Annotated in this window: 18 protein-coding genes; 8 read left to right on the forward strand and 10 right to left on the reverse strand. The window is 57.2% G+C overall.

Annotation, left to right across the window (positions count from 1 at the left end):
• The first annotated feature begins 39 nt into the window (after positions 1-39).
• Positions 40-528, forward strand: coding sequence for a YajQ family cyclic di-GMP-binding protein (locus ACYVJT_RS02180; protein ID WP_343958023.1), 489 nt, complete (start codon positions 40-42; stop codon positions 526-528).
• An 18-nt stretch (positions 529-546) separates the two neighbouring features.
• On the forward strand, positions 547-1,014 hold the full coding sequence (locus tag ACYVJT_RS02185) for a hypothetical protein (protein WP_343958025.1): 468 nt from the start codon (positions 547-549) through the stop codon (positions 1,012-1,014).
• Here the strand turns inward: ACYVJT_RS02185 and ACYVJT_RS02190 are convergent.
• Positions 1,011-1,880 (reverse strand): M48 family metalloprotease, encoded by an 870-nt coding sequence (locus ACYVJT_RS02190; protein WP_343958027.1) that lies wholly within the window; start codon positions 1,878-1,880, stop codon positions 1,011-1,013. The two genes, ACYVJT_RS02185 and ACYVJT_RS02190, sit on opposite strands and share 4 nt — an antisense overlap.
• 15 nt (positions 1,881-1,895) lie before the next feature.
• Positions 1,896-3,305: an FAD-dependent oxidoreductase gene (locus ACYVJT_RS02195; RefSeq protein WP_343958284.1), complete on the reverse strand. Its 1,410-nt coding sequence runs from the start codon at positions 3,303-3,305 to the stop codon at positions 1,896-1,898.
• Between the two features lie 155 nt (positions 3,306-3,460).
• Here ACYVJT_RS02195 and ACYVJT_RS02200 point away from each other — a divergent pair, with 155 nt between their 5' ends.
• Together ACYVJT_RS02200 and ACYVJT_RS02205 are read left to right on the forward strand one after the other, a co-directional pair.
• Positions 3,461-3,958 (forward strand): hypothetical protein, encoded by a 498-nt coding sequence (locus tag ACYVJT_RS02200; protein ID WP_343958030.1) that lies wholly within the window; start codon positions 3,461-3,463, stop codon positions 3,956-3,958.
• Positions 3,951-4,484, forward strand: a complete 534-nt coding sequence (locus ACYVJT_RS02205) for an HIT family protein (protein WP_343958032.1) — start codon at positions 3,951-3,953, stop codon at positions 4,482-4,484. The genes ACYVJT_RS02200 and ACYVJT_RS02205 overlap by 8 nt, the downstream gene beginning before the upstream one ends.
• On the opposite strand, the gene ACYVJT_RS02210 is transcribed toward ACYVJT_RS02205, so the two are convergent.
• The gene (locus ACYVJT_RS02210; protein WP_343958035.1) at positions 4,481-5,527 is read right to left on the reverse strand and encodes a polyprenyl synthetase family protein; all 1,047 of its coding nucleotides are present in this window, start codon (positions 5,525-5,527) and stop codon (positions 4,481-4,483) included. The genes ACYVJT_RS02205 and ACYVJT_RS02210 overlap by 4 nt on opposite strands.
• Before the next feature lie 174 nt (positions 5,528-5,701).
• Between ACYVJT_RS02210 and ACYVJT_RS02215 the strand changes: the two genes are divergently transcribed.
• Positions 5,702-6,985, forward strand: a complete 1,284-nt coding sequence (locus ACYVJT_RS02215; protein WP_343958037.1) for an isochorismate synthase — start codon at positions 5,702-5,704, stop codon at positions 6,983-6,985.
• An 11-nt stretch (positions 6,986-6,996) separates the two neighbouring features.
• On the opposite strand, the gene ACYVJT_RS02220 is transcribed toward ACYVJT_RS02215, so the two are convergent.
• The 7 genes from ACYVJT_RS02220 to ACYVJT_RS02250 all read right to left on the reverse strand — a co-directional run bounded on the left by ACYVJT_RS02220 (position 6,997) and on the right by ACYVJT_RS02250 (position 13,725).
• Positions 6,997-7,782, reverse strand: coding sequence for a hypothetical protein (locus tag ACYVJT_RS02220; protein WP_343958039.1), 786 nt, complete (start codon positions 7,780-7,782; stop codon positions 6,997-6,999).
• Positions 7,779-8,468, reverse strand: a complete 690-nt coding sequence (locus tag ACYVJT_RS02225; RefSeq protein ID WP_343958041.1) for an ABC transporter ATP-binding protein — start codon at positions 8,466-8,468, stop codon at positions 7,779-7,781. Before ACYVJT_RS02225 ends, ACYVJT_RS02220 begins: the two co-directional genes overlap by 4 nt.
• On the reverse strand, positions 8,461-8,823 hold the full coding sequence (locus ACYVJT_RS02230; RefSeq protein WP_343958043.1) for a GntR family transcriptional regulator: 363 nt from the start codon (positions 8,821-8,823) through the stop codon (positions 8,461-8,463). The genes ACYVJT_RS02225 and ACYVJT_RS02230 overlap by 8 nt, the downstream gene beginning before the upstream one ends.
• Positions 8,824-9,000: 177 nt before the next feature.
• Positions 9,001-9,960 carry a hypothetical protein gene (locus ACYVJT_RS02235; protein WP_343958045.1) on the reverse strand — a complete coding sequence of 320 codons (960 nt, stop codon included), beginning with the start codon at positions 9,958-9,960 and terminating at the stop codon, positions 9,001-9,003.
• A 62-nt stretch (positions 9,961-10,022) separates the two neighbouring features.
• Entirely contained in the window at positions 10,023-10,892 is an 870-nt protein-coding gene (locus tag ACYVJT_RS02240; protein ID WP_343958047.1) for an SDR family oxidoreductase, read from the reverse strand.
• A gap of 45 nt (positions 10,893-10,937) precedes the next feature.
• A complete protein-coding gene (menD, locus tag ACYVJT_RS02245; protein WP_343958049.1) occupies positions 10,938-12,704 on the reverse strand; it encodes a 2-succinyl-5-enolpyruvyl-6-hydroxy-3-cyclohexene-1-carboxylic-acid synthase in 1,767 nt (588 codons plus the stop codon).
• A 10-nt stretch (positions 12,705-12,714) separates the two neighbouring features.
• On the reverse strand, positions 12,715-13,725 hold the full coding sequence (locus ACYVJT_RS02250) for an o-succinylbenzoate synthase (protein ID WP_343958051.1): 1,011 nt from the start codon (positions 13,723-13,725) through the stop codon (positions 12,715-12,717).
• A gap of 19 nt (positions 13,726-13,744) precedes the next feature.
• On the opposite strand from ACYVJT_RS02250, the gene ACYVJT_RS02255 reads away from it, so the two are divergent.
• From ACYVJT_RS02255 to ACYVJT_RS02265, 3 genes are read left to right on the forward strand one after another with little or no spacing between them, the layout of a single operon-like run.
• A complete protein-coding gene (locus ACYVJT_RS02255) occupies positions 13,745-14,722 on the forward strand; it encodes a phosphatase PAP2 family protein (protein ID WP_343958053.1) in 978 nt (325 codons plus the stop codon).
• A 33-nt stretch (positions 14,723-14,755) separates the two neighbouring features.
• On the forward strand, positions 14,756-16,237 hold the full coding sequence (locus ACYVJT_RS02260; protein WP_343958055.1) for an NCS2 family permease: 1,482 nt from the start codon (positions 14,756-14,758) through the stop codon (positions 16,235-16,237).
• Positions 16,238-16,245: 8 nt separating this feature from the next.
• Positions 16,246-18,411 (forward strand): S9 family peptidase, encoded by a 2,166-nt coding sequence (locus ACYVJT_RS02265; RefSeq protein WP_343958057.1) that lies wholly within the window; start codon positions 16,246-16,248, stop codon positions 18,409-18,411.
• The last annotated feature ends 5 nt before the right edge of the window (positions 18,412-18,416 follow it).

Raw genomic sequence — 18,416 nt, forward strand, 5'->3', positions numbered from 1 at the left:
CGGGACAGAACATCGTCACGAGGAACTGTAAGGAGCCGAATGGCTAAGGAATCAACTTTTGACATCGTATCCGAGGTGGACACGCAGGAAGTGGCAAACGCCGTCAACCAGGCGTCCAAGGAAATCCAGCAGCGCTACGACTTTAAAGATACTGGCGCGTCGGTCGAACACTCCGAAAACACCATCAACCTCAGCGCCAATGCGGAGGAACGAGTCAAGGCTGCACTCGATGTGCTGCAATCTAAGTTGGTCCGCCGTGGCATCTCACTGAAAGCCCTGGATGCTGGCGAGCCAGTGGCGTCCGGCAAGCTCTTTAAAATCGCCGCGACCATCAAAGAAGGCATCGACCAGCCCACTGCCAAGAAAATCTCCAAGATCATCCGCGACGACGCACCCAAGTCGGTCAAAGCTAATATTCAAGGCGATCAGCTGCGTGTGTCATCGAAATCCCGTGACGATCTGCAGTCTGTCATCGCGTTACTTCGCGACTTCGAGGATGCCCCACTGCAATTCATCAATTTCAAATAACATTCCAGGAGGCTGTAGATGTTGTATCTGATTACTTTCGACGACGAGCTGTACTACACATCACTGACTGTCGGTGAGTTTCTCGTCCATCGCCAAGATGGTGAATCCTTCGACCTCATGACGTTTTTCCCGGTCGAGGATCCGATCAAACCTGACGACGTCCTACAGGTAGCGTTACGCAACGGTTTCGAACACCCTGAAGGGTTGCTTGTTGATGCAAGCCTGGTCGACATTATGAATAAACCACGCCATCTCGAACAGGCGTCAGCTTCGCAACTGGCGTTAGAAGCGCAACTGGATGAGCTCGAGTCCGGCCCAACATCTGTTGAAGATGCCTCATTCGAGCGTGAACAGGATCAGATTGCCCGTGATGCTCGTATGGATCATTCTGAGGCACTCAACTGGGCGAACACGGCACGGCGTGACCTGCTAGAGCGTACGATCCAAGAACAGCTCAGAAAGCACTGGGACACCCACGGCGTTTAGGGCTGCTGGCCCATATCTCGGGCGAGCTGCGTCAACTGCTCCACCCGGTCTTCCATGGCCGGGTGGGTGGAGAACCAGTTGCGGATTTTGCCGGCAAATGGACTCGCGATCATCATATGCGCGGCAGATTTCACCCGGTGATTGTCTTCGGGTATCGGGTGACGCTGCACTCCACCAGAAATCTTTTCCAGAGCCGAGGCTAGTGCGAGCGGATCACCCGTCAAGTGTGCACCATCATGGTCAGCCGAGGTCTCACGATCACGCGAAATACCTGCTTGGACCAGCCCGGCGGCCAATGGAGCAAGGATCGCGCCCAACAGGCCAAAGATAATGTTGTTGTTATTGCGGTTGAACATCAGCATGTAGGCGGCACCCTGAATGACTGTCCCAATGGCCGCTGCCACCGATGACGTCAAGATGTCACGGTTGTAGACGTGCATCAGCTCATGGCCGGTTACAGCTCGTAGTTCGCGAGGGCTGAGCATGTGCATAATGCCCTCGGTAAAACAGATCGCGGCATGCTCCGGATTACGGCCCGTCGCAAACGCGTTGGGCTGCTGTGACGGAGCGATATAGATGCGCGGTGCAGGTTCTCCCGCACGTTGTGCCAGGTCGTGCACCATGTCATACAGCCCCTTGAAGTGTTGCGGGTCAGCCGCATAGGCTTGCATGCTACGCAACGCGAGCTTATCTGAGTTCCAATACGTCACCGCGGTCATCACGAGACCACCACCGGTAAACAGGATGATCCAAATAGCGCTGCCACTGGAAGCAGAAATAGCACCACCGATGGCAACCAAAATGCCCAACATGAGGGCAAATAGAAACCACGTCTTGGTCCGGTTTCGCATCACGCGTTGCTGCATGTTGGTCTCATTCCTCTAGCGTTGTGCTGTCTGTCGTGCTTTGGCACGAGAGATTCGTACCTGTTCATCACGGTCCACGACTTTGACGCGTTCGCGTTCGACGGGACCGGTCTGGCTTTCTTGATCACCCAGGCTGATTTCGTGATTATCGAGTTCCTGCCAACCCTGCCAGTCACTGTATTCAACGCCACGCTGGTCGAGCAGTTCAAGAATCGCGTCTTCGTCCGGGATTTGAGCGGTGTAGAGATGGTCAACATCTTCAATAATATGACCAATCGTCTCAAGCGCGTCACCCTTGGTGTGTCCGATGAGACCAACGGGACCGCGTTTAATCCATCCGGATGTATAGAGCCCCCGAACCGGGTTCCCCTCTGCGTCGAGGACACGGCCCTCAGCATTTCTAATAATGCCGCGCTCCTCGTCAAAATGAATGTCTGGCACCGCTGAACCAAAGTAGCCGATTGCCCGGTAGACGGCTTGGACCGGATACATTTTCTTTTCACCGGTACCCTTTACGTTTCCGGTACCATCCAGGGCCATCCGTTCCATACGAAGGCCGGCGACTTTCCCGTTTTCCGTCAAGATCTCTTCGGGCGCTTCTAAGAAGTGTAGGTGCAGACGACGCGATGCTCCGGTGCCCTCTGGGTTTTCATCTTGTTCCAACAACCAGTTGGTCAACGTATTGACCATATTGCGGACCTGGTTGACTTCTTCGGCTGCCTTCTCCGAGGCTTCGTCGAACTCGAAATCGTCTTCGTATAAGACGATGTCCACGTCCTCAGCGGATTTCAATTCGCGTAACTCCAGCGGGGTGAATTTTACTTGTGCTGGACCACGCCGGCCAAAGATATGCACATCAGTCACCTGTGACGATTTCAAGCCCGCATAAACGTTGTCTGGGATTTCGGTGGCCAACATTTGGCTTGCTGGTTTTGCCAGCACACGGGCAACGTCCAAGGCGACGTTGCCGTTCCCAATCACGGCTACTTCTCGTGCGGATAGGTCCCAGTGGCGGTCGACATCCGGGTGGCCGTCGTACCAGGAGACGAAGTCGGAGGCCCCGAATGAACCTTCTGCCTCGACTCCAGGAATGTTCAGGCGAGCGTCTTTGATAGCACCGGTTGCGAACACAACCACATCGTAGAACGTCTGTAATTCTTCGAGATGGATATCTGTCCCGTATTCAACGTTTCCAATGAACCGAATATCACCGCGGTCCATGACACGGTGCAAGGCCTTAATGATGCCTTTAATACGCGGGTGGTCCGGTGCCACGCCGTATCGGATCAAACCGAAGGGCGCCGGGTAGCGATCGAAGAGATCAATCGAAACCTCGAAGTCGATATCTGCTTTTTGCAGAGAATCGGCGGTGTACACACCGGCCGGACCGGCACCGATGATGGCAATCCGCAGTGGACGATGCATAGTTTCGGACACTAACTTCCCTTTGTTGTTGAAGACATACGAGTGGTTCCAATGTTAATTACGTAAACACCGTATCGCCTAATCCTGGCTGTCAGCTATGAATTCAGCGGTAAGCAACAGTAGCTGTGCTCAAAACGACGGTTAGACTAGTGGCTATGGCTCGACGCAATGCACAAGTATTTTATCCCTCGTATCAGGGTTTGGCTTCCAAACTGTTAGACCGACCATGGACTTCAGCTGATGGCATGGGGGCTGACGAACTGTCACAACAAGTGCAAGCTTCGGTGGCTGCCGACCAGCTGCAGCAAACAGGCCACACTCCCACCATGCGCGATATTGCACCGCTGGCCCTCCAAGAATTCTATTTGGCTCTTGGCGTTTCCGAAATGATGGAAACAAATCACTTCTTTTTCGATCCGGATGAGTTAGAAATCCGCGACGATATGGTCATGTTCGTAGAAGACGCCGATGAGACCATCGCCTGGGCCGTCCCCATGGATCAGGTCTCCCTACCGGATCCGATCGTGTACCGCCGAACCGTTGCTGCTGATGAACCCGATGACACCGGTCAGTGGGAGTCCACCGACGAGACCGTTTCGGAATTAATCGCGGATATTTTAACCTGGAACTACTCGGAGGAAGATCTTGACTGAACCGACTGGCCACGGCCCGCAGCCTACTCCCCCACAGATCCAGTCGCATGCACCGGATGGGTACGTGTGTCCATTTTGTGGTCTCGTCGACGGCGACGTAGCCGATCCGAATAACCGGTGCGCAGTGTCCGATGTGATCTATCAAGACGACGATCTGATCGTCTTTGCTGCGGCCGACGGTTTTGGTCCTCGTGCAGGACATGTGATGATCAGCCCGACCGAGCATTACGAGGCGCTCTATCATGTACCCGATCGCGTGCTGATGCGCATTGCTCTAATGGAACGTGAGGTTGCGTTTGCGATGAAACGCGCTTGGAATCCAGAAGGCACTTCGTCGCGTCAGCACAATGAACCATCTGGCAATCAGCATGTGTGGCACTATCATCTGCACGTGTTTCCACGCTATGCGGGCGATATGCTCTACCGCCAGCTTCGCCAGCCCATGGACGAGGAATACCGGGCCCAGATTGCCCAAGACATTAAAGCCACGTTGGACCCTGCCTCGACGTTTTTGCCGAACGACTAGTGTTCGCGAGACACGACGTACTGAGCAAACTGCGTCAGAGCCGTCTTCACGGGTGAATCTTCAAGACCATCTAGCGCCCGAACGGCTTTATCAGCCCACTGGCCCGTGAGTTCCCATGCCTGATCAATCACGGGATGGGATGCAACGGCCTTGACCGCGGCATCAACTTGTTCATCTGTCTCGAGCGGACCATCCACGAGTTCCAGAATCGACGTTGCCTGGGCATCGGCCTCGTTGGCTGCCTGACGAAGCAACAGAATGGGCAGGGTTGGCACGCGTTCTTTCAAATCCGTGCCCTGCACTTTGCCTGACGTATCTGACGAGCTCGTCACATCGATGATGTCATCGGCCAGTTGGAAGGCCATCCCGACGTTGCTTCCGTAAGCAGACGCAATCTGGATCAACTCTTCAGAACCACCGGCGAGCAAAGCGCCCAACAACGCACTGGATGCGAGTAGAGATGCTGTCTTGCCGTCAATGACCCGAAGATAGTGTTCTAGCGGATCATCCTGTTCTTCCGGTCCGATGGTCTCCCAGAGTTGCCCCATGACCAGTTTTTCAAAGGTCACCGAATGCTCTTTAACCGCACGGGTGCCAAGCTCGGCAAGTTCGCCGGAGGCCTTAGCAAAAATCAGGTCACCAGCCAGAATCGCAATGGAATTTGACCACTGTTGATGGGTTGCGGTCACGCCGCGGCGCTGATCTGCTTCATCCATGACATCGTCATGGTACAGCGTTGCCAGATGGGTCAGTTCCATCGCGACAGCGACTTTGCGGATATAGACGCTGGGTTCTTCTACCTCACCGGTGCCTACGTTTTCATCTGCCAGCATCGAAGACAATACGGTGACGATCGGGCGAACGCGTTTGCCGCCCGCATCCAAGAGATGACGGGTTGTGGCTTGTGCCAGATCGTCCGCATACACCAGTGCGTCTGCAAGATCTTCTTCAATCTTGGCCAGGCTCGTCAACAGCGCGTCGAAAAGTTTCTCATGCTTTTGGAGCGCATCAAACCCCGGAGGCAGCGAAATAGAAATATCCACCCGTATAACCCTACACTAGCGGCCCGTTTGGGCAGCTGGAATCACAGACTTGAGAACGTACATTGGTATGGTCAACTAACTTACCCGCCACCGAATGGGCGCAGTTCGAGATTACCCTCGGGCGCTGCCGGAAGTTCGGGCTGGCTGCAAAAAGCGGGTACATTATTGCCTATCATGTCTTTTACCGCTGCAGCCTTTCGACTGACGAACGCACAACGAGCACAACTTCCTGATGAACTCATCAGCCAAGCCACCAGTGCGTTTTCTCGCGACCGTCGCGGCAAACTCGGCTTCGGTGAACGATACTGCTTTACCACCAGCGGCGCGCAGCGTTTCACACACGCTCGCGACCACTGGACAGAACTGACCGCTCCTGCGGTAGTGGGCCTGCCTGACGGGCTCGCGGCGAGCGCCCCCATCTGTTTCGCGGCTTTCGCCTTTGATGCACGCTCATCCCAAGCTTCTGTGCTCACAGTGCCAAAGTTCGTTCTTGACGTCTCACATAACTCCAGCTGGTTGCACTATATCTACGGTATCGACGAAACAGTGCCAGCACCTGCGGAACTCTTCACCGCGTTCTTAGATGAGGTATCGACTCAGTCAGAGACACCCGGGACTGCTCCAGGTGAGGTTGATGTTCTCTCGGCGTACATGTCTCAAGATGATTTCCGCCAGGCAGTTCACGACGCGGTGGACATGATCGCCAACGATGCGTTGCATAAAGTCGTACTAGCACGCGATGAGCTTGTACACGCACCAACGGGTTTTCATCTGCCTGCGACAATGCGAGCACTGGCATCCGATAATCCAACTGCCTGGACCTATAAAGTCGGACAGCTTCTTGGTTCGACGCCTGAATTACTCATCGCGCGTCAAAACAATGCAGCGAAAGCTCGAGTGCTTGCGGGCACCGTGGATCGCGATGTGGCAATCAACGACCATCTCATTGCAGAGCAGCTGTCCGAAAGTCCGAAACAGATTTTTGAACACCAGGCTGCCGTTGACTCATTAGTCGAAAAACTTGCACCATTTGCCACCGATATGCGGGTCTCTAACACACCGTTTGTCCTGACACTGCCAAACGTCTATCACCTTGCAACCGATGTGTCCGCTGAGCTGACATCCTCGACGTCAATCTTGGACCTGGTGGCGGAGATCAATCCAACCGCTGCCGTCGGCGGCACACCTCGCGAGTCTGCGTTGGAAGCCATTTGGCAACTAGAGTCCGTGGCCCACGGCATGGACCGCGGACTCTACGCTGGAGCCGTTGGCTGGTTCGACTCCAGCGGTCAAGGTGAGTTCGGTATCGCCCTGCGCGGCAGCGTCATTGAGGATGAACACCACGTGCGCCTCTACGCCGGCGGCGGTATCGTCGACGGATCCGACGCCGAAGAAGAACTCGCCGAAACTCACGCCAAGCTGCGGCCGATGAAAAAAGCACTGAGAATCAACGCCTAAGCGCGACCCCACTACCGCAATTCGACTTTTGAGTGCATATCTCTGCTGGCCCAGACCGTCAGGATCGCCAGGACAATAAGTTGAATCACGACCGCGCTCAGAGGCATAACGGGCTCGTCAACATTATTGGTGACGTTGTGCCACAAACTGACCATCTGCACGTCTGCTGTGACGAAGTCATAGACCGGCGGGATAAAGAATGAGGCCGCGCCCAATACCTGTGTGGTCAGGTAGTAGGCCACGAATACAATCACCGGGCCGCCGAAACCCAACCGGCGGGCCCAACCGCCACTACCGATGACCACGCTGGGAAACATCGACAAAATAGGCACAAACAGCGCCAGAGCCATTCCCAAGATGATGGCTGGCCACGCGCCCGGTACGTAATAGAAGAAGAGCTGAACGTCTGCATAGGCGTCTGCCAAGTCTACGCCTACAAGGTTCAGCCCGAAAATGATGTGCGCGAAGAGCAGCAACAACGACAATAGTCCAACGAGAGCCGACATCAACAGAGCATATAGCGTCTTCGTCCAGAACAACCGCCGGCCAGTGACGGGCAGTGAGTGCGTGAGTCTGGCACCTTGCCCGTAACTACTGCGATAAAAATCGATGGCAAGAAAAAATTGGATGACCGGCAGCATCAGAGTCACCACCAGTCCAGCGAACACCACTCCAAGAATTCCAAAGAATAAGCCTAGAAGATCGCCGAGCAGCATCACTAACACTGCCAGTCCAAGGATGACCAGTATCGGTCGAATGGTACGGGTAAATTCGTGTCGCAGAATTGTAGCGGTCATGATGCGTATACCTCCTTGAAGTACTCGTTGAGCGACTGGTGGCTCTCTGCTCGCAGGTCCTCAACAGCTCCGGTGCGGAGCACTTTGCCGTGGCGCATGAAGATCGCATCGTCGAGGATGAATTCGATGTCCGCGACGAGATGGGTTGCGATGATCATCACTGCGTCGGGCCGTACCGCAGACAAAATAGCTTTCAAGGTGTGGTCACGAGCCGCTGGATCCACACCGCTGATGGGTTCATCGAGTAGATATACCGATGCTTCTCGTGACATCGTGAGCGCGACATACACTTTTTCGCGTTGCCCCTTACTCATTTCATTCAGACGAGCATCGACGGAAATTCCAAATTGCTCCAGAAGATTTCGACAGGTCTCAGGTTTAAAATCTGTGAAGAAATCGTCAAAGTACTGGATCAAAGACTTCACGTGTGCCCGGGGTGGCAAGTTCGAAGTATCCGGCAAGTAGCTCACGATGCTCTTGGTATATTCACCCGGTGCATGACCCGCGATCTCTACATGCCCATCGCTTGGCTGGTTCATGCCTGCCAGAATGTTCATGAGCGTCGTTTTGCCACACCCGTTTTCACCGAGCAGGCCAACGATCCGGTTGCCTTCAAGCTGCAATGAGACATCATCCAGAGCCGTGATATGACCAAAACGTTTCGTCAGATGTTGAATATTAATCATGTGTCCTCCAACGCTGGTTCAGTAGCTTGACGGCGTCGTCTCGCTGGACCCGGATACTGTTGAGTCGGGTGATGGCGTCGTCGATGATTTCCTGGGCTGACTCACCACGCAGCGCTTCAAGCGATTCGCCATCTTCGGATACAAAACGTCCCGATGTGCGCTCGCTCTGTGTGGTTCCCGTGCGGTCGAGCTCAGCAAGAGCTCGCTGTACTGTATTTGGATTGACCTGGTATTCAAGAGCCAGCTCTCGCGTAGATGGGATTTTCATTCCGGGCTTCCATTCACCAATAATGATGCGGCGTGTGAAATCCACAACAAGCTGCCGCCAGATTGGTTGTGCAGAATCAAAATTCATTTCACCCCTCGACTGTATTACTGTATTAGGTGGTTAATACAGTAGCACAACAATCGAGTGCAGGTAATCGGCACTGAATATAACTGGGTTTTAAAGCCGTCGACGCCCGCATCCAAAGAGATGGACTGGACGTCGAAGTGGCGAACATGCTCAACTCATCTAGGAGCGAGCGTTAGCCTACTGATAGGACACAAACCAGGGTTTTGGCTCAACTTCAAAGGTCTGTTTCGGTGAGAACATCGGCTCATCTTGGCGGAAGAAATTCTTCCACGCCATATGCATATCCTCGGGTAAACCATCCTGCAATGACTCCCAGGTTTCCAATTTATCCTCTGGGGTGCCGTGACCGTCAGCATGGAGCACCACGGCAAGTTCATCATGGTCCGTATTGACCTGTTCGCGGTCACGAATCATCGAGTGTCTGAACTGATGCAGGATCACCATTTTTTGTGGCAGATCGTTCTCTGCGGTGAGTTCCGCTAACCACTCGGTGGTCTCGTTAATCTCGGCCGCACTGACCGACCCGATCTGCTGCATATGTACTTGGCCTTCGGCCAACCGCCATTCAGGATCCAGGGCAAGGCCAACATTCGGGCGCTTCAGTAGGTCTTCATAGATTTTCGCTTGGCTGAGAAAATCGGCATGACCGGGCTGCAAATCTAGCACCACATACACATCGTGTTCTTCAGCAACGTCAATGAACGGCTCAATATCTTCCGGTGCAGTCACAGACGAATAGTTGCCGTCGGCCCCTGCGCTCTCGGAAGCCACGGTCACGATAATTTCGAAAGCTGGGTGCACTTCTTCTTCACTGTGCGCCTCATACATTTCAGCAAGCTCAATCGCTCGTTCCGCCGATTCTTCTGGACCCTGTTCCCCGAGGGCTCCAAACGCAGGTTGATTCGGGTGACCGTAGAGCGCCACAAAGCGTTTGTCTGGAAACAGTTCGGTCCCGCCACCAACGAGTTCTGGTGGTTCCTCGGTGGGCGTCGGCGATGGCGATGGACTGTTGGTCGGACTGTTTGCCGAATTCGTAGGCTGCTGGTCAGGGGACTGCGCGGATGGGTCAGATGTACAACCTGCCAAGAATAACGCAGCGGTCAAAACACTTGCGATGACGCTGGAAACGCGACGCATGAACACCATATCTCAAGTAAGTGGCCAGGACTCGGTCTAGTGTATATGGCGCGGCTGAAAAGTTACTCCAGATGTGTCACGCGCTCCAGCATCTGGTCGTATCCTTCGACAAATGTCGGGTACTCCAGTGTGCCCAACAGATTGGTCAGCAATGCTCCGCTCAGGGTTTTTCCACTCGTCTCAGCTGGTTCAATCGCGGGTGGCGGTTCGACCCCGAGCCGATCAGCTAAATGCGTCACAATATCACCCAGCACAGTTGCCGGTGCTTGATCCACGGCATGCAGCACGGTAGGCGGAGTATCCGCGGTGAGCATGTAGTGCAGTGCGTTGACCAAGTCTGTCTCATGAATACGGTTGGTACGCCGAGCGTATTGCACCGGCTCATGCTGCTGTACTTTGCGTAACAGCATCTGTCTACCCGGGCCGTATATGCCAGCTGGACGAACGATATGGGCATCAAACAGTTCTGTAGCGAGCTGTTCACCTTCGACCAGCGTTTCACCTCGCTGGCTACCTGGCGCCGGAGGATCATCTTCCGTGACAATATGATCCACCGCATATCCCTCAAATACGCGTGTCGACGAGACGAATACGACCCGGGGTGGAATCGACGAAAGCGCTTGGGCGACATGCTGTAGCGCCGTGAGATAGCCACTGTTTCCCGCAGCATCTTGCATACCGGGAGTCAGCGTGATGACCATGGCATCCACATACGGCAGTGTTTGTTGAATCGGTTCCAACAGGTCTATGGCAAGCGTGGTGAATGTTGAAGGCAACGAGTCGGTGTCGCGACGCAGGGCGAAAACATCGGCGCCAGTTTGAACCAACTGCTGACCCAAGCGTGTACCAACTTTTCCGCAGCCTACGAGCAGTACACTCTGGGGCAAGGACGAGGCGTCTTGAGCGTGCTCACTATGCTGTAATGATGGCACTATGGCCTCCTGATTCGGGCGAATATGGGTGGCTGTGCAGATTCGCTAGACAAACGTGGCACGAACGGCAGCCTGGACGGCGGCATGTACGTCGGGGCGTCGACTCCTGTCCGAGACAACTTCTAGCACTCGGCGTCCTTCCGCGGGATCACCCAGCACGTGAATGAGTTGTTGCTCTGACGTGAGACGTTCATGTTTGATGCCGTGGGCCGCACACAGCGCACCGATATCGACGGTGTGTGGCGTGCCGAAGAACCGTTCCACCACCGATGACATGCCGGGCCGCTCGGCAACTTCGCCGTGTTCCAGTCCGTGGAAGATCGCACCCCCGGAGTCATTGATCACCACGATGTCAAGGTGGGGTTCCTGTTCCATGGGCCCGAGCAGTAATCCATTGGTGTCATAGAGGAAGGTCAGGTCTCCCACCATCAGCGTGGTCCGCTCCCCCGTCGCCAAACTGATACCGGTGGCCGTCGAGACCGTACCGTCGATACCTGCCAGCCCACGGTGAGCAAAGACCGTCGAGGTGGGTTCTGCGGGTGGCCGCCAGGCCAAATCGACATCGCGAATCACGGATGATGAGCCCAGCACGAGCTGTCCCAACGCGGTTGATGAGACCAGTTGCGCCGTCCGCATGGCGCCTGGCTTGCCGGTGGTTTCTTGACGTTGGGTCAGTGTTTGCTCGAGCGCACGCTGGGCCCGTTGGGCGGCAGACTGCCAGGATCCCAACCATCCGGGTGGGCCACTACCGGCAAATTCGGCGAGCTCTTGCAGATCTGCGATGAGTTGTTCTTTGCGTGCCCCCGGCGAAAACCAACCGACCGGTTCCGGATAATACATCGCGGATTTCACATCGTCGCGTTTCAACAATGCCTGGAGTTGCCGGGACAGTGTGGGGCGGCCGAACAGCACGATGCGACGGATGTGTTTGCCCAGCCGGTGCGCGGATTCGCCGAGCCCTCCGTCAGGGCCTAGGAGATACGGGTAGGCGGCAATCGCGTTGCGGGAAAACCGTGCATTCGACGACGGCTCAGCAAACAGTGGCAGTCCCAGTGCGAGCGCGAAGTCGTGGGCTGCGGGGCCGGCACCGTGTCCGGCGACGACCACCGTGTGGCGTTCGCGCAAATCGGTGGCTTCCACGAGTTCTTCTTGGAAGGAGCGTCCGCGGTCGTGCCAACGTTTATCCGTGGTGAATCGCGGTTGGCCTTGCGACGGTGCGATAACGGGTAACACACCGGTTTCAGCATCTGGCACCACCGCGAGTGCGTCGGGCTGTGGGATGAGCGGCTCACGGAAGCGAGCATTAATGTGCACCGGCCCGGTTGGTGAGGTGTCAGTGCCTGCCCCGACTGCGAGCGCGCCCATGACCGAAGCATGGGTTTTGGCATAATCTGCGATATCACCGGTGACGGTGATCGCCGATCGGGCATGGACACCAAACATTTCTCGCTGATCGGTGGTTTGGTTGGCACCGGTGAATTGCACTTCCGACGGCCGGTCGGCGGTAACGGCTACCAGGCGTACATCAGCGTGGGATGCTTCCATCATGGCCGGCATGAGGTTGCCGGTGGCAGTGCCCGATGTGGTCACCACGGCTGCTGGCCGGCCCGATGCCAGCGAGATGCCAAGTGCGGTGAACGCTGCGGATCGCTCATCGATGCGAACATGAAGACGCAGTCTGGTGACGTCGGCGGCCTCGGCCAGAGCGTAGACGAGAGGCGCTGATCGTGAGCCGGGTCCAATGACGACGTGGCGGACGCCGGCGTCGCGCAGTGCGGTTACGATGGCTCGTGCGGTTTCCATGGAATCCATGGGCCCCATCCTACGCTTTCTCTGTGAGTTGACTGTGCGTTTCTGCCAGACGCTGTTGCCACCACAGTTGACGATCACGGGGCAGTTTCAGTTGCTCGATGAGCTGCGGATCCGGTGCCGGGGCGGGTCCCGGGGTGAGGTATCCGTTGTTGGCAATGGCCGGGGTCGCAGGTTCAGCAGAAAACAGTGCTGCGGTGGCCAACCCGCATGCGTGGTTCAGACGGGGCAATGCCGCAGCCAGTGCAACACCACCGGCAATACCCACCGAAGAGTCCAGGGCGGAAGAGACCACGGCATCTAAGCCGGCTTGCTTGACGACCGATAGTGCACGACGAACCCCACCTAGCGGTTGGACCTTGACGACGATGAGATCTGCCGCCTGAGCTTGCGCGACGGCCAGCGGATCGGTTTCTTTGCGCACCGCTTCATCAGCGGCGATCAGCACCTCGCTACCGGCATCGCGTAAGGCCGCGCGAAGCTGGGCCAGTGGCTCGATGCCGGGTACCGGCTGTTCTGCATATTCGAGAAACGGCAGTGCGGTAATCACGTCGAAGGCTTCATCATGTGTGTATTTCGCATTGGCATCGATCCGGATATCGGCGTGGGGCAGGAGCCGACGAACACGGGTCACGCGGGCGATATCGGTGGCCACATCGTCCTCGGCGACCTTGACTTTGACCGCACTCACAGGTCCGAACCGTGCGAGGACAGTCTCGACCTGGTTTGGCGCTACCGCTGGGACCGTCGCATTGACGGGGACGACCTCGCGAACCGGTTCAGGCCAGCCGTACCAACCTGCCTCGATCGTTGCCGAGAGCCAGCGGGCAGCTTCATCGGGGCCATATTCAGGAAACGGGGAGAACTCTGCCCAACCGGCGGGGCCCTTGAGCAGCATGACCTCACGCAGTGTCGTGTTGCGGAACGGGGTGTTCATCGGCAAGCCCACAGCGACCGCGTGTGCGGCAAGGTCATCCAGGGCAATATCAGTCTCTAGCGGTAAGATATGTGAGTTAGCGACCATGGAGTTAGTCTAGGCCCCAATGATGCACCCCGTTCCTGCTCACCACTTACCAGAGGATAACCTTCCGGCGACCCGGCGTGCGCGTCGGGTCATTCGTGCGCCCGGATCACGGATCTGGGCGTGGCTGCTCTTCGTCATCGCGATGGCCGCCGGTATTTGGGCAACTCACAGATTTTTTGTCCTCGCGTCGCGCGGTCAGGTGTTGGATCAGGCCGGACTCGATTCGGCCACAGTGCGGCTGGAAACGCTGCATGAAGCGTCCGTGAGTTTACTGGCCGACCTGCCCATCGTGGTTGCCAGTATTGCCGCCGTCGGTTTCCTCGTCTTGACGCTGTGGCGACGCCGCTGGGCCGCGTCACTGATTGTCGCGCTCACGTTTGCTGCGGCAAATTTCACCACCCAGGTCCTCAAGGTCATCCTCGAGCGTCCAGAGCTAGCAAACGGCGTACCCTATTACACCGGCAATTCGTTGCCATCAGGTCATGCCACCTTCGCCACCGCAGCGTTTGCGGCAGTCTTTTTGCTGGTCGCCCCGCGCTGGCGTTCGTCGGTAGCGCTCATCGGCGTGATTTTTTCAGCCACGGTGGGCGTGGCAACCTTTTTAGACGGCTGGCATCGCCCCTCGGATATTGTGGCCGCCTACCTCGTGGTCGCCATGTGGACGCTGATCGGCGGGTTCACCATCTATCGCCTGTCCTCGGATTGGAACGTGGTTTCCCCGCACTCACGAGCTCAACACGCCGGCATGGCAGAAATCACGCTGTGGTTGCTGGGCATTGTCGCACTGGGCGGAGCCATTGCCGTCTTTATCCTCTCCGGTGGCTTCGACGGGCTCCCCACCACGCTGGACGGTTTTGGACCATCACCACGCTGGTTCGTGTTTGGGGCCTTACTCATTGGTGGTTCCGCGGCACTGATCTTTGCGCTGCTGGCCAGCTTCTTCCGTTGGGAAGCCGGTCGGGAAGCACTCGACGCGCAGCCGTCAGGTGTGCGTTAACCTCTCAGGGAAAATTCGTTCTAGGATATTCCCATGTCTTCGTTGCGCACCGTGAATCACCTGGATCTCGAACCCAAGAATAAGCTCGACAAATTCTTCAAGATCACCCGACGTGGTTCGACCCTGGGAGCCGAGATTCGTGGTGGCATCGCCACCTTCTTGGCCATGAGCTACATCATCGTGCTCAACCCGCTAGTGCTGTCTGGTCCCGATGCCGCAGGGAACACCCTGGGTATCTCCGCGGTGGCAGCATCGACCGCACTCCTGGGTGCCGTCATCACCTTTTTGATGGGCCTGTGGGCCAACCACCCCTTCGGACTAGCCGCGGGCTTGGGCGTCAATGCTCTGTTAGCCATCACGATTGCCACCACGCCTGACCTCACCTGGCCCGAAGCCATGGGGCTGGTGGTCATCGCTGGTTTGGTGATGGTCGTGCTGGTGCTCACTGGCTTCCGTGAGGCGGTCTTCCGGGCAGTCCCCGACAGCATCAAAACCGGAATCGTCGTGGGCATCGGCCTGTTCATCACCCTGATCGGACTGGTCAACGCCGGATTCGTCCGTCGCCTCCCCGATTCAGCCGACACCACCGTGCCTGTGGGTCTGGGTATCAACGGGGAGCTCTCCGGCTGGCCCACCCTGGTCTTTGTTATCGGGTTCTTCCTGACCGCGATCCTGGTTGCTCGCAATGTGCCGGGCGCAATCCTCATCGGCATCGTCGGAGCCACCATCCTGGCGAATGTGTTGGAAGCCGTGTTCAACATCGGCCCCTCGGTCGATGACGCGGGCAACGTAAATCCAGAAGGCTGGAGCCTCGTCGCCCCGTCGATGCCCGAGTGGTCGGTTCCGGATCTGAGCCTGCTGGGCAATTTCTCATTTGGTGCCTTCACCTCGATCGGGTCCGTTGCTGCCTCACTGTTGGTCTTCGTCATCCTGCTGTCGGTTTTCTTCGACGCGATGGGCACCTCGGTAGGGCTGGCCCGCGAGGCCGGCAACGTCGATCAGAAGTCCGGCGCCATCCCGAACCTTAACCGCGTTCTGCTCGTCGATGCCATCGGCGTCAGCGCTGGTGGTGCCGGTTCAGCGTCGTCAACACAAATTTTCGTGGAATCCGGCACCGGTATCGGCGAAGGCGCCCGCACCGGTTTCGCGTCCATCGTCACCGGTATCCTGTTCTTGGCCGCGATGTTCTTGACCCCGCTCATTTACCTGGTGCCCTTCGAAGCGGTCGCTCCGGCGCTCGTCGTCGTCGGGTTCATGATGGTTTCCCAGGTCGGGCAAATTGACTGGACCGATATGGGTGCCGCCCTGCCGGCGTTTTTGACCTTCGCCCTGATGCCATTCACCTATTCAATTGCCAACGGTATTGGTGCGGGCATGATCGCCTACGCACTCATTAGAACCGGCCAGGGACGAGCACGTGAAGTCCACCCGCTACTGTGGGTTGTCGCCGCGTCGTTCGTGTTGTATTTCGGGATGGGCGTATTCCAAGACATGCTCGGCATCTCATCCCTATAGTGGAGTCCATGACTTCTACCCCTCCACAAGCCACCCGAAAACCCGTCACCGCCACCTACCACGGCGTTGACCTCGTCGATTCCTGGGACTGGCTCAAAGACCCACAAGATCCCAACACCATTGCGCACCTGGAGGCCGAAAACGCCTACACCGAGACGGTGACCGCCGACCAGCAGCTACTGCGCGATGCGATCTTTGCCGAAATCAAATCCCACACCGTCGAAACCGACATGTCGGTACCGTCACGCATCAATGACTGGTGGTATTTCACCCGCACGTCCGAGGGTGCCCAATACGGAGTGCACTGCCGCGTACCCGTCGAGGGTGATTCCTGGGAGCCACCCCAGATTCAACCCGGCGTCGTGCTGGCAGGCGAACAAGTCCTGTTGGATGGCAACGTCGAAGCCGAAAAAGTCGCGTTTTTCTCGCTGGGTGCAATGACCGTCTCCCCCGACGGCACCCTGCTGGCCTATCTGGTTGATGAGACCGGCGACGAGCGCTTCACCCTGCGATTGCGTGACCTGACCACCGGGGAACAACTGCCAGATGAAATTCCGGGACTGTCCTACGGGGTAGCCTTCGACCCGGCGGGTGAGCGCGTGTTCTATATGGAACCCGATGCATCCTGGCGGCCGTATAAGCTCAAATCGCACCGGATCGGCACACCGGTGAGCGATGATGTCCTGCTGCACGGGGAAGCCGACCCGCAGATGTGGAGCGGTTTCGGACTGAGCCCCGACAAAACCAAGCTGTTGTTCGAGCTGGGCAACTCAGAAGTCACCGAAACCCACATCATGGACCTCACCGACCCCGCAGCATCCCTGCAACTGCTGATCAGCCGCGATGAGCGTTCCCTGCACGATGTGCTGCCCGTGGGCGACCGATACCTCATCACGCATAATCGTGCAGCCGACGGCACTGCGCTGCCTAATAACGAAGTCGCCATCGTCGATGCTGGAGACATCGGAAACCGAGCAGCCTGGCAGACCGTGTTCGCCCACTCGCCGACCGTCAAACTTGATGGCGTGGGGGTCACGCGTCAATACCTGTTCGCCGCGGTCCGGGCTGAATCAACCCCGCGCATGTGGGTTGTGCCGTTAGAAGGGCTCGGCACCGCGGCACAAGCTGACGCTGTGGAACCCGGGTTCGCCGAAGAACTGTACTCGGCCTTTCCGGTGGGGCAACACTACGACTCCCCCTACATCCGCTTGGCCTACACCTCCTGGATCACGCCCGCACAGATCCTGGACTACGATCCGGTGTCCAACGCATCGACCCTGCGCCGCGCCACCGAAGTGCCCGGTTATGATCCCGAGCAGTATCTGGTGGAGCGCTGGTGGGCGCCCGCCGAATCCACCGACCGACGCGTGGCCATCCCGCTGACCGTCATCCGGCATAAAGATATCGAATGGGACGGCAACAACCCGGCACTGATCCACGGTTACGGCTCCTATGAAGCGTCGATGGATCCAGGTTTCGGTCCGTCACGATTATCACTGCTGGATCGAGGGGTGGTGTTCGTCGTCGCTCATGTGCGCGGTGGCGGTGAACTCGGCCGCGCTTGGTACGAGGATGGCAAGAAACTCGCCAAAAAGAATTCCTTCACCGATTTTGTGGACGCCACCCGGTTCGTCGCGGCCTCCGGTTGGGTACATCCCGATCGCATCGCAGCCATGGGCGGCTCCGCCGGAGGACTGCTCATGGGCGGTGTGCTGAATGTAGCGCCCGAACTGTACCGTGTGTGCCTTGCCCAGGTGCCCTTTGTCGATGCACTGACCTCTATTCTGGATCCTGATCTGCCGTTAACCGCACTGGAGTGGGAAGAATGGGGCAACCCCATCGAGGAGAAATCCGTCTTCGACTACATGCTGGAGTACACCCCGTACCACAACGTGGCGACCACAGACTATCCGGCAGTCGCGGCCGTCACGTCGCTACACGATACCCGTGTGCTCTACGTCGAACCGGCAAAATGGGTACAAGAACTGCGGGCAACCGTCACGTCGGACCAGAGCACTCCGCTTGCTGAAGGCGGCTCACCGGTCGTGTTGAAAACCGAGATGGAGGGCGGCCATGGGGGCGCATCCGGTCGGTACCGCGCATGGGAGGACCGTGCTTGGGACTACGCCTTCATCCTGACCGCACTCAACGCCCAAGACCCCATATACCAATAGGAGAA

Source organism: Yaniella soli (assembly GCF_054782375.1).

Bases quoted from the DNA above. Each gene is read 5' to 3' on its own strand.
- ACYVJT_RS02180 (WP_343958023.1), top strand. From the start codon at position 40: ATGGCTAAGGAATCAACTTTTGACATCGTATCCGAGGTGGACACGCAG.
- ACYVJT_RS02215 (WP_343958037.1), top strand. From the start codon at position 5,702: ATGTCTTTTACCGCTGCAGCCTTTCGACTGACGAACGCACAACGAGCA.
- ACYVJT_RS02220 (WP_343958039.1), bottom strand. From the start codon at position 7,782: ATGACCGCTACAATTCTGCGACACGAATTTACCCGTACCATTCGACCG.
- ACYVJT_RS02200 (WP_343958030.1), top strand. From the start codon at position 3,461: ATGGCTCGACGCAATGCACAAGTATTTTATCCCTCGTATCAGGGTTTG.
- ACYVJT_RS02260 (WP_343958055.1), top strand. From the start codon at position 14,756: ATGTCTTCGTTGCGCACCGTGAATCACCTGGATCTCGAACCCAAGAAT.
- ACYVJT_RS02195 (WP_343958284.1), bottom strand. From the start codon at position 3,305: ATGCATCGTCCACTGCGGATTGCCATCATCGGTGCCGGTCCGGCCGGT.
- ACYVJT_RS02185 (WP_343958025.1), top strand. From the start codon at position 547: ATGTTGTATCTGATTACTTTCGACGACGAGCTGTACTACACATCACTG.
- ACYVJT_RS02265 (WP_343958057.1), top strand. From the start codon at position 16,246: ATGACTTCTACCCCTCCACAAGCCACCCGAAAACCCGTCACCGCCACC.
- menD (WP_343958049.1), bottom strand. From the start codon at position 12,704: ATGGATTCCATGGAAACCGCACGAGCCATCGTAACCGCACTGCGCGAC.
- ACYVJT_RS02190 (WP_343958027.1), bottom strand. From the start codon at position 1,880: ATGCAGCAACGCGTGATGCGAAACCGGACCAAGACGTGGTTTCTATTT.
- ACYVJT_RS02230 (WP_343958043.1), bottom strand. From the start codon at position 8,823: ATGAATTTTGATTCTGCACAACCAATCTGGCGGCAGCTTGTTGTGGAT.
- ACYVJT_RS02225 (WP_343958041.1), bottom strand. From the start codon at position 8,468: ATGATTAATATTCAACATCTGACGAAACGTTTTGGTCATATCACGGCT.
- ACYVJT_RS02250 (WP_343958051.1), bottom strand. From the start codon at position 13,725: ATGGTCGCTAACTCACATATCTTACCGCTAGAGACTGATATTGCCCTG.
- ACYVJT_RS02235 (WP_343958045.1), bottom strand. From the start codon at position 9,960: ATGCGTCGCGTTTCCAGCGTCATCGCAAGTGTTTTGACCGCTGCGTTA.
- ACYVJT_RS02255 (WP_343958053.1), top strand. From the start codon at position 13,745: ATGATGCACCCCGTTCCTGCTCACCACTTACCAGAGGATAACCTTCCG.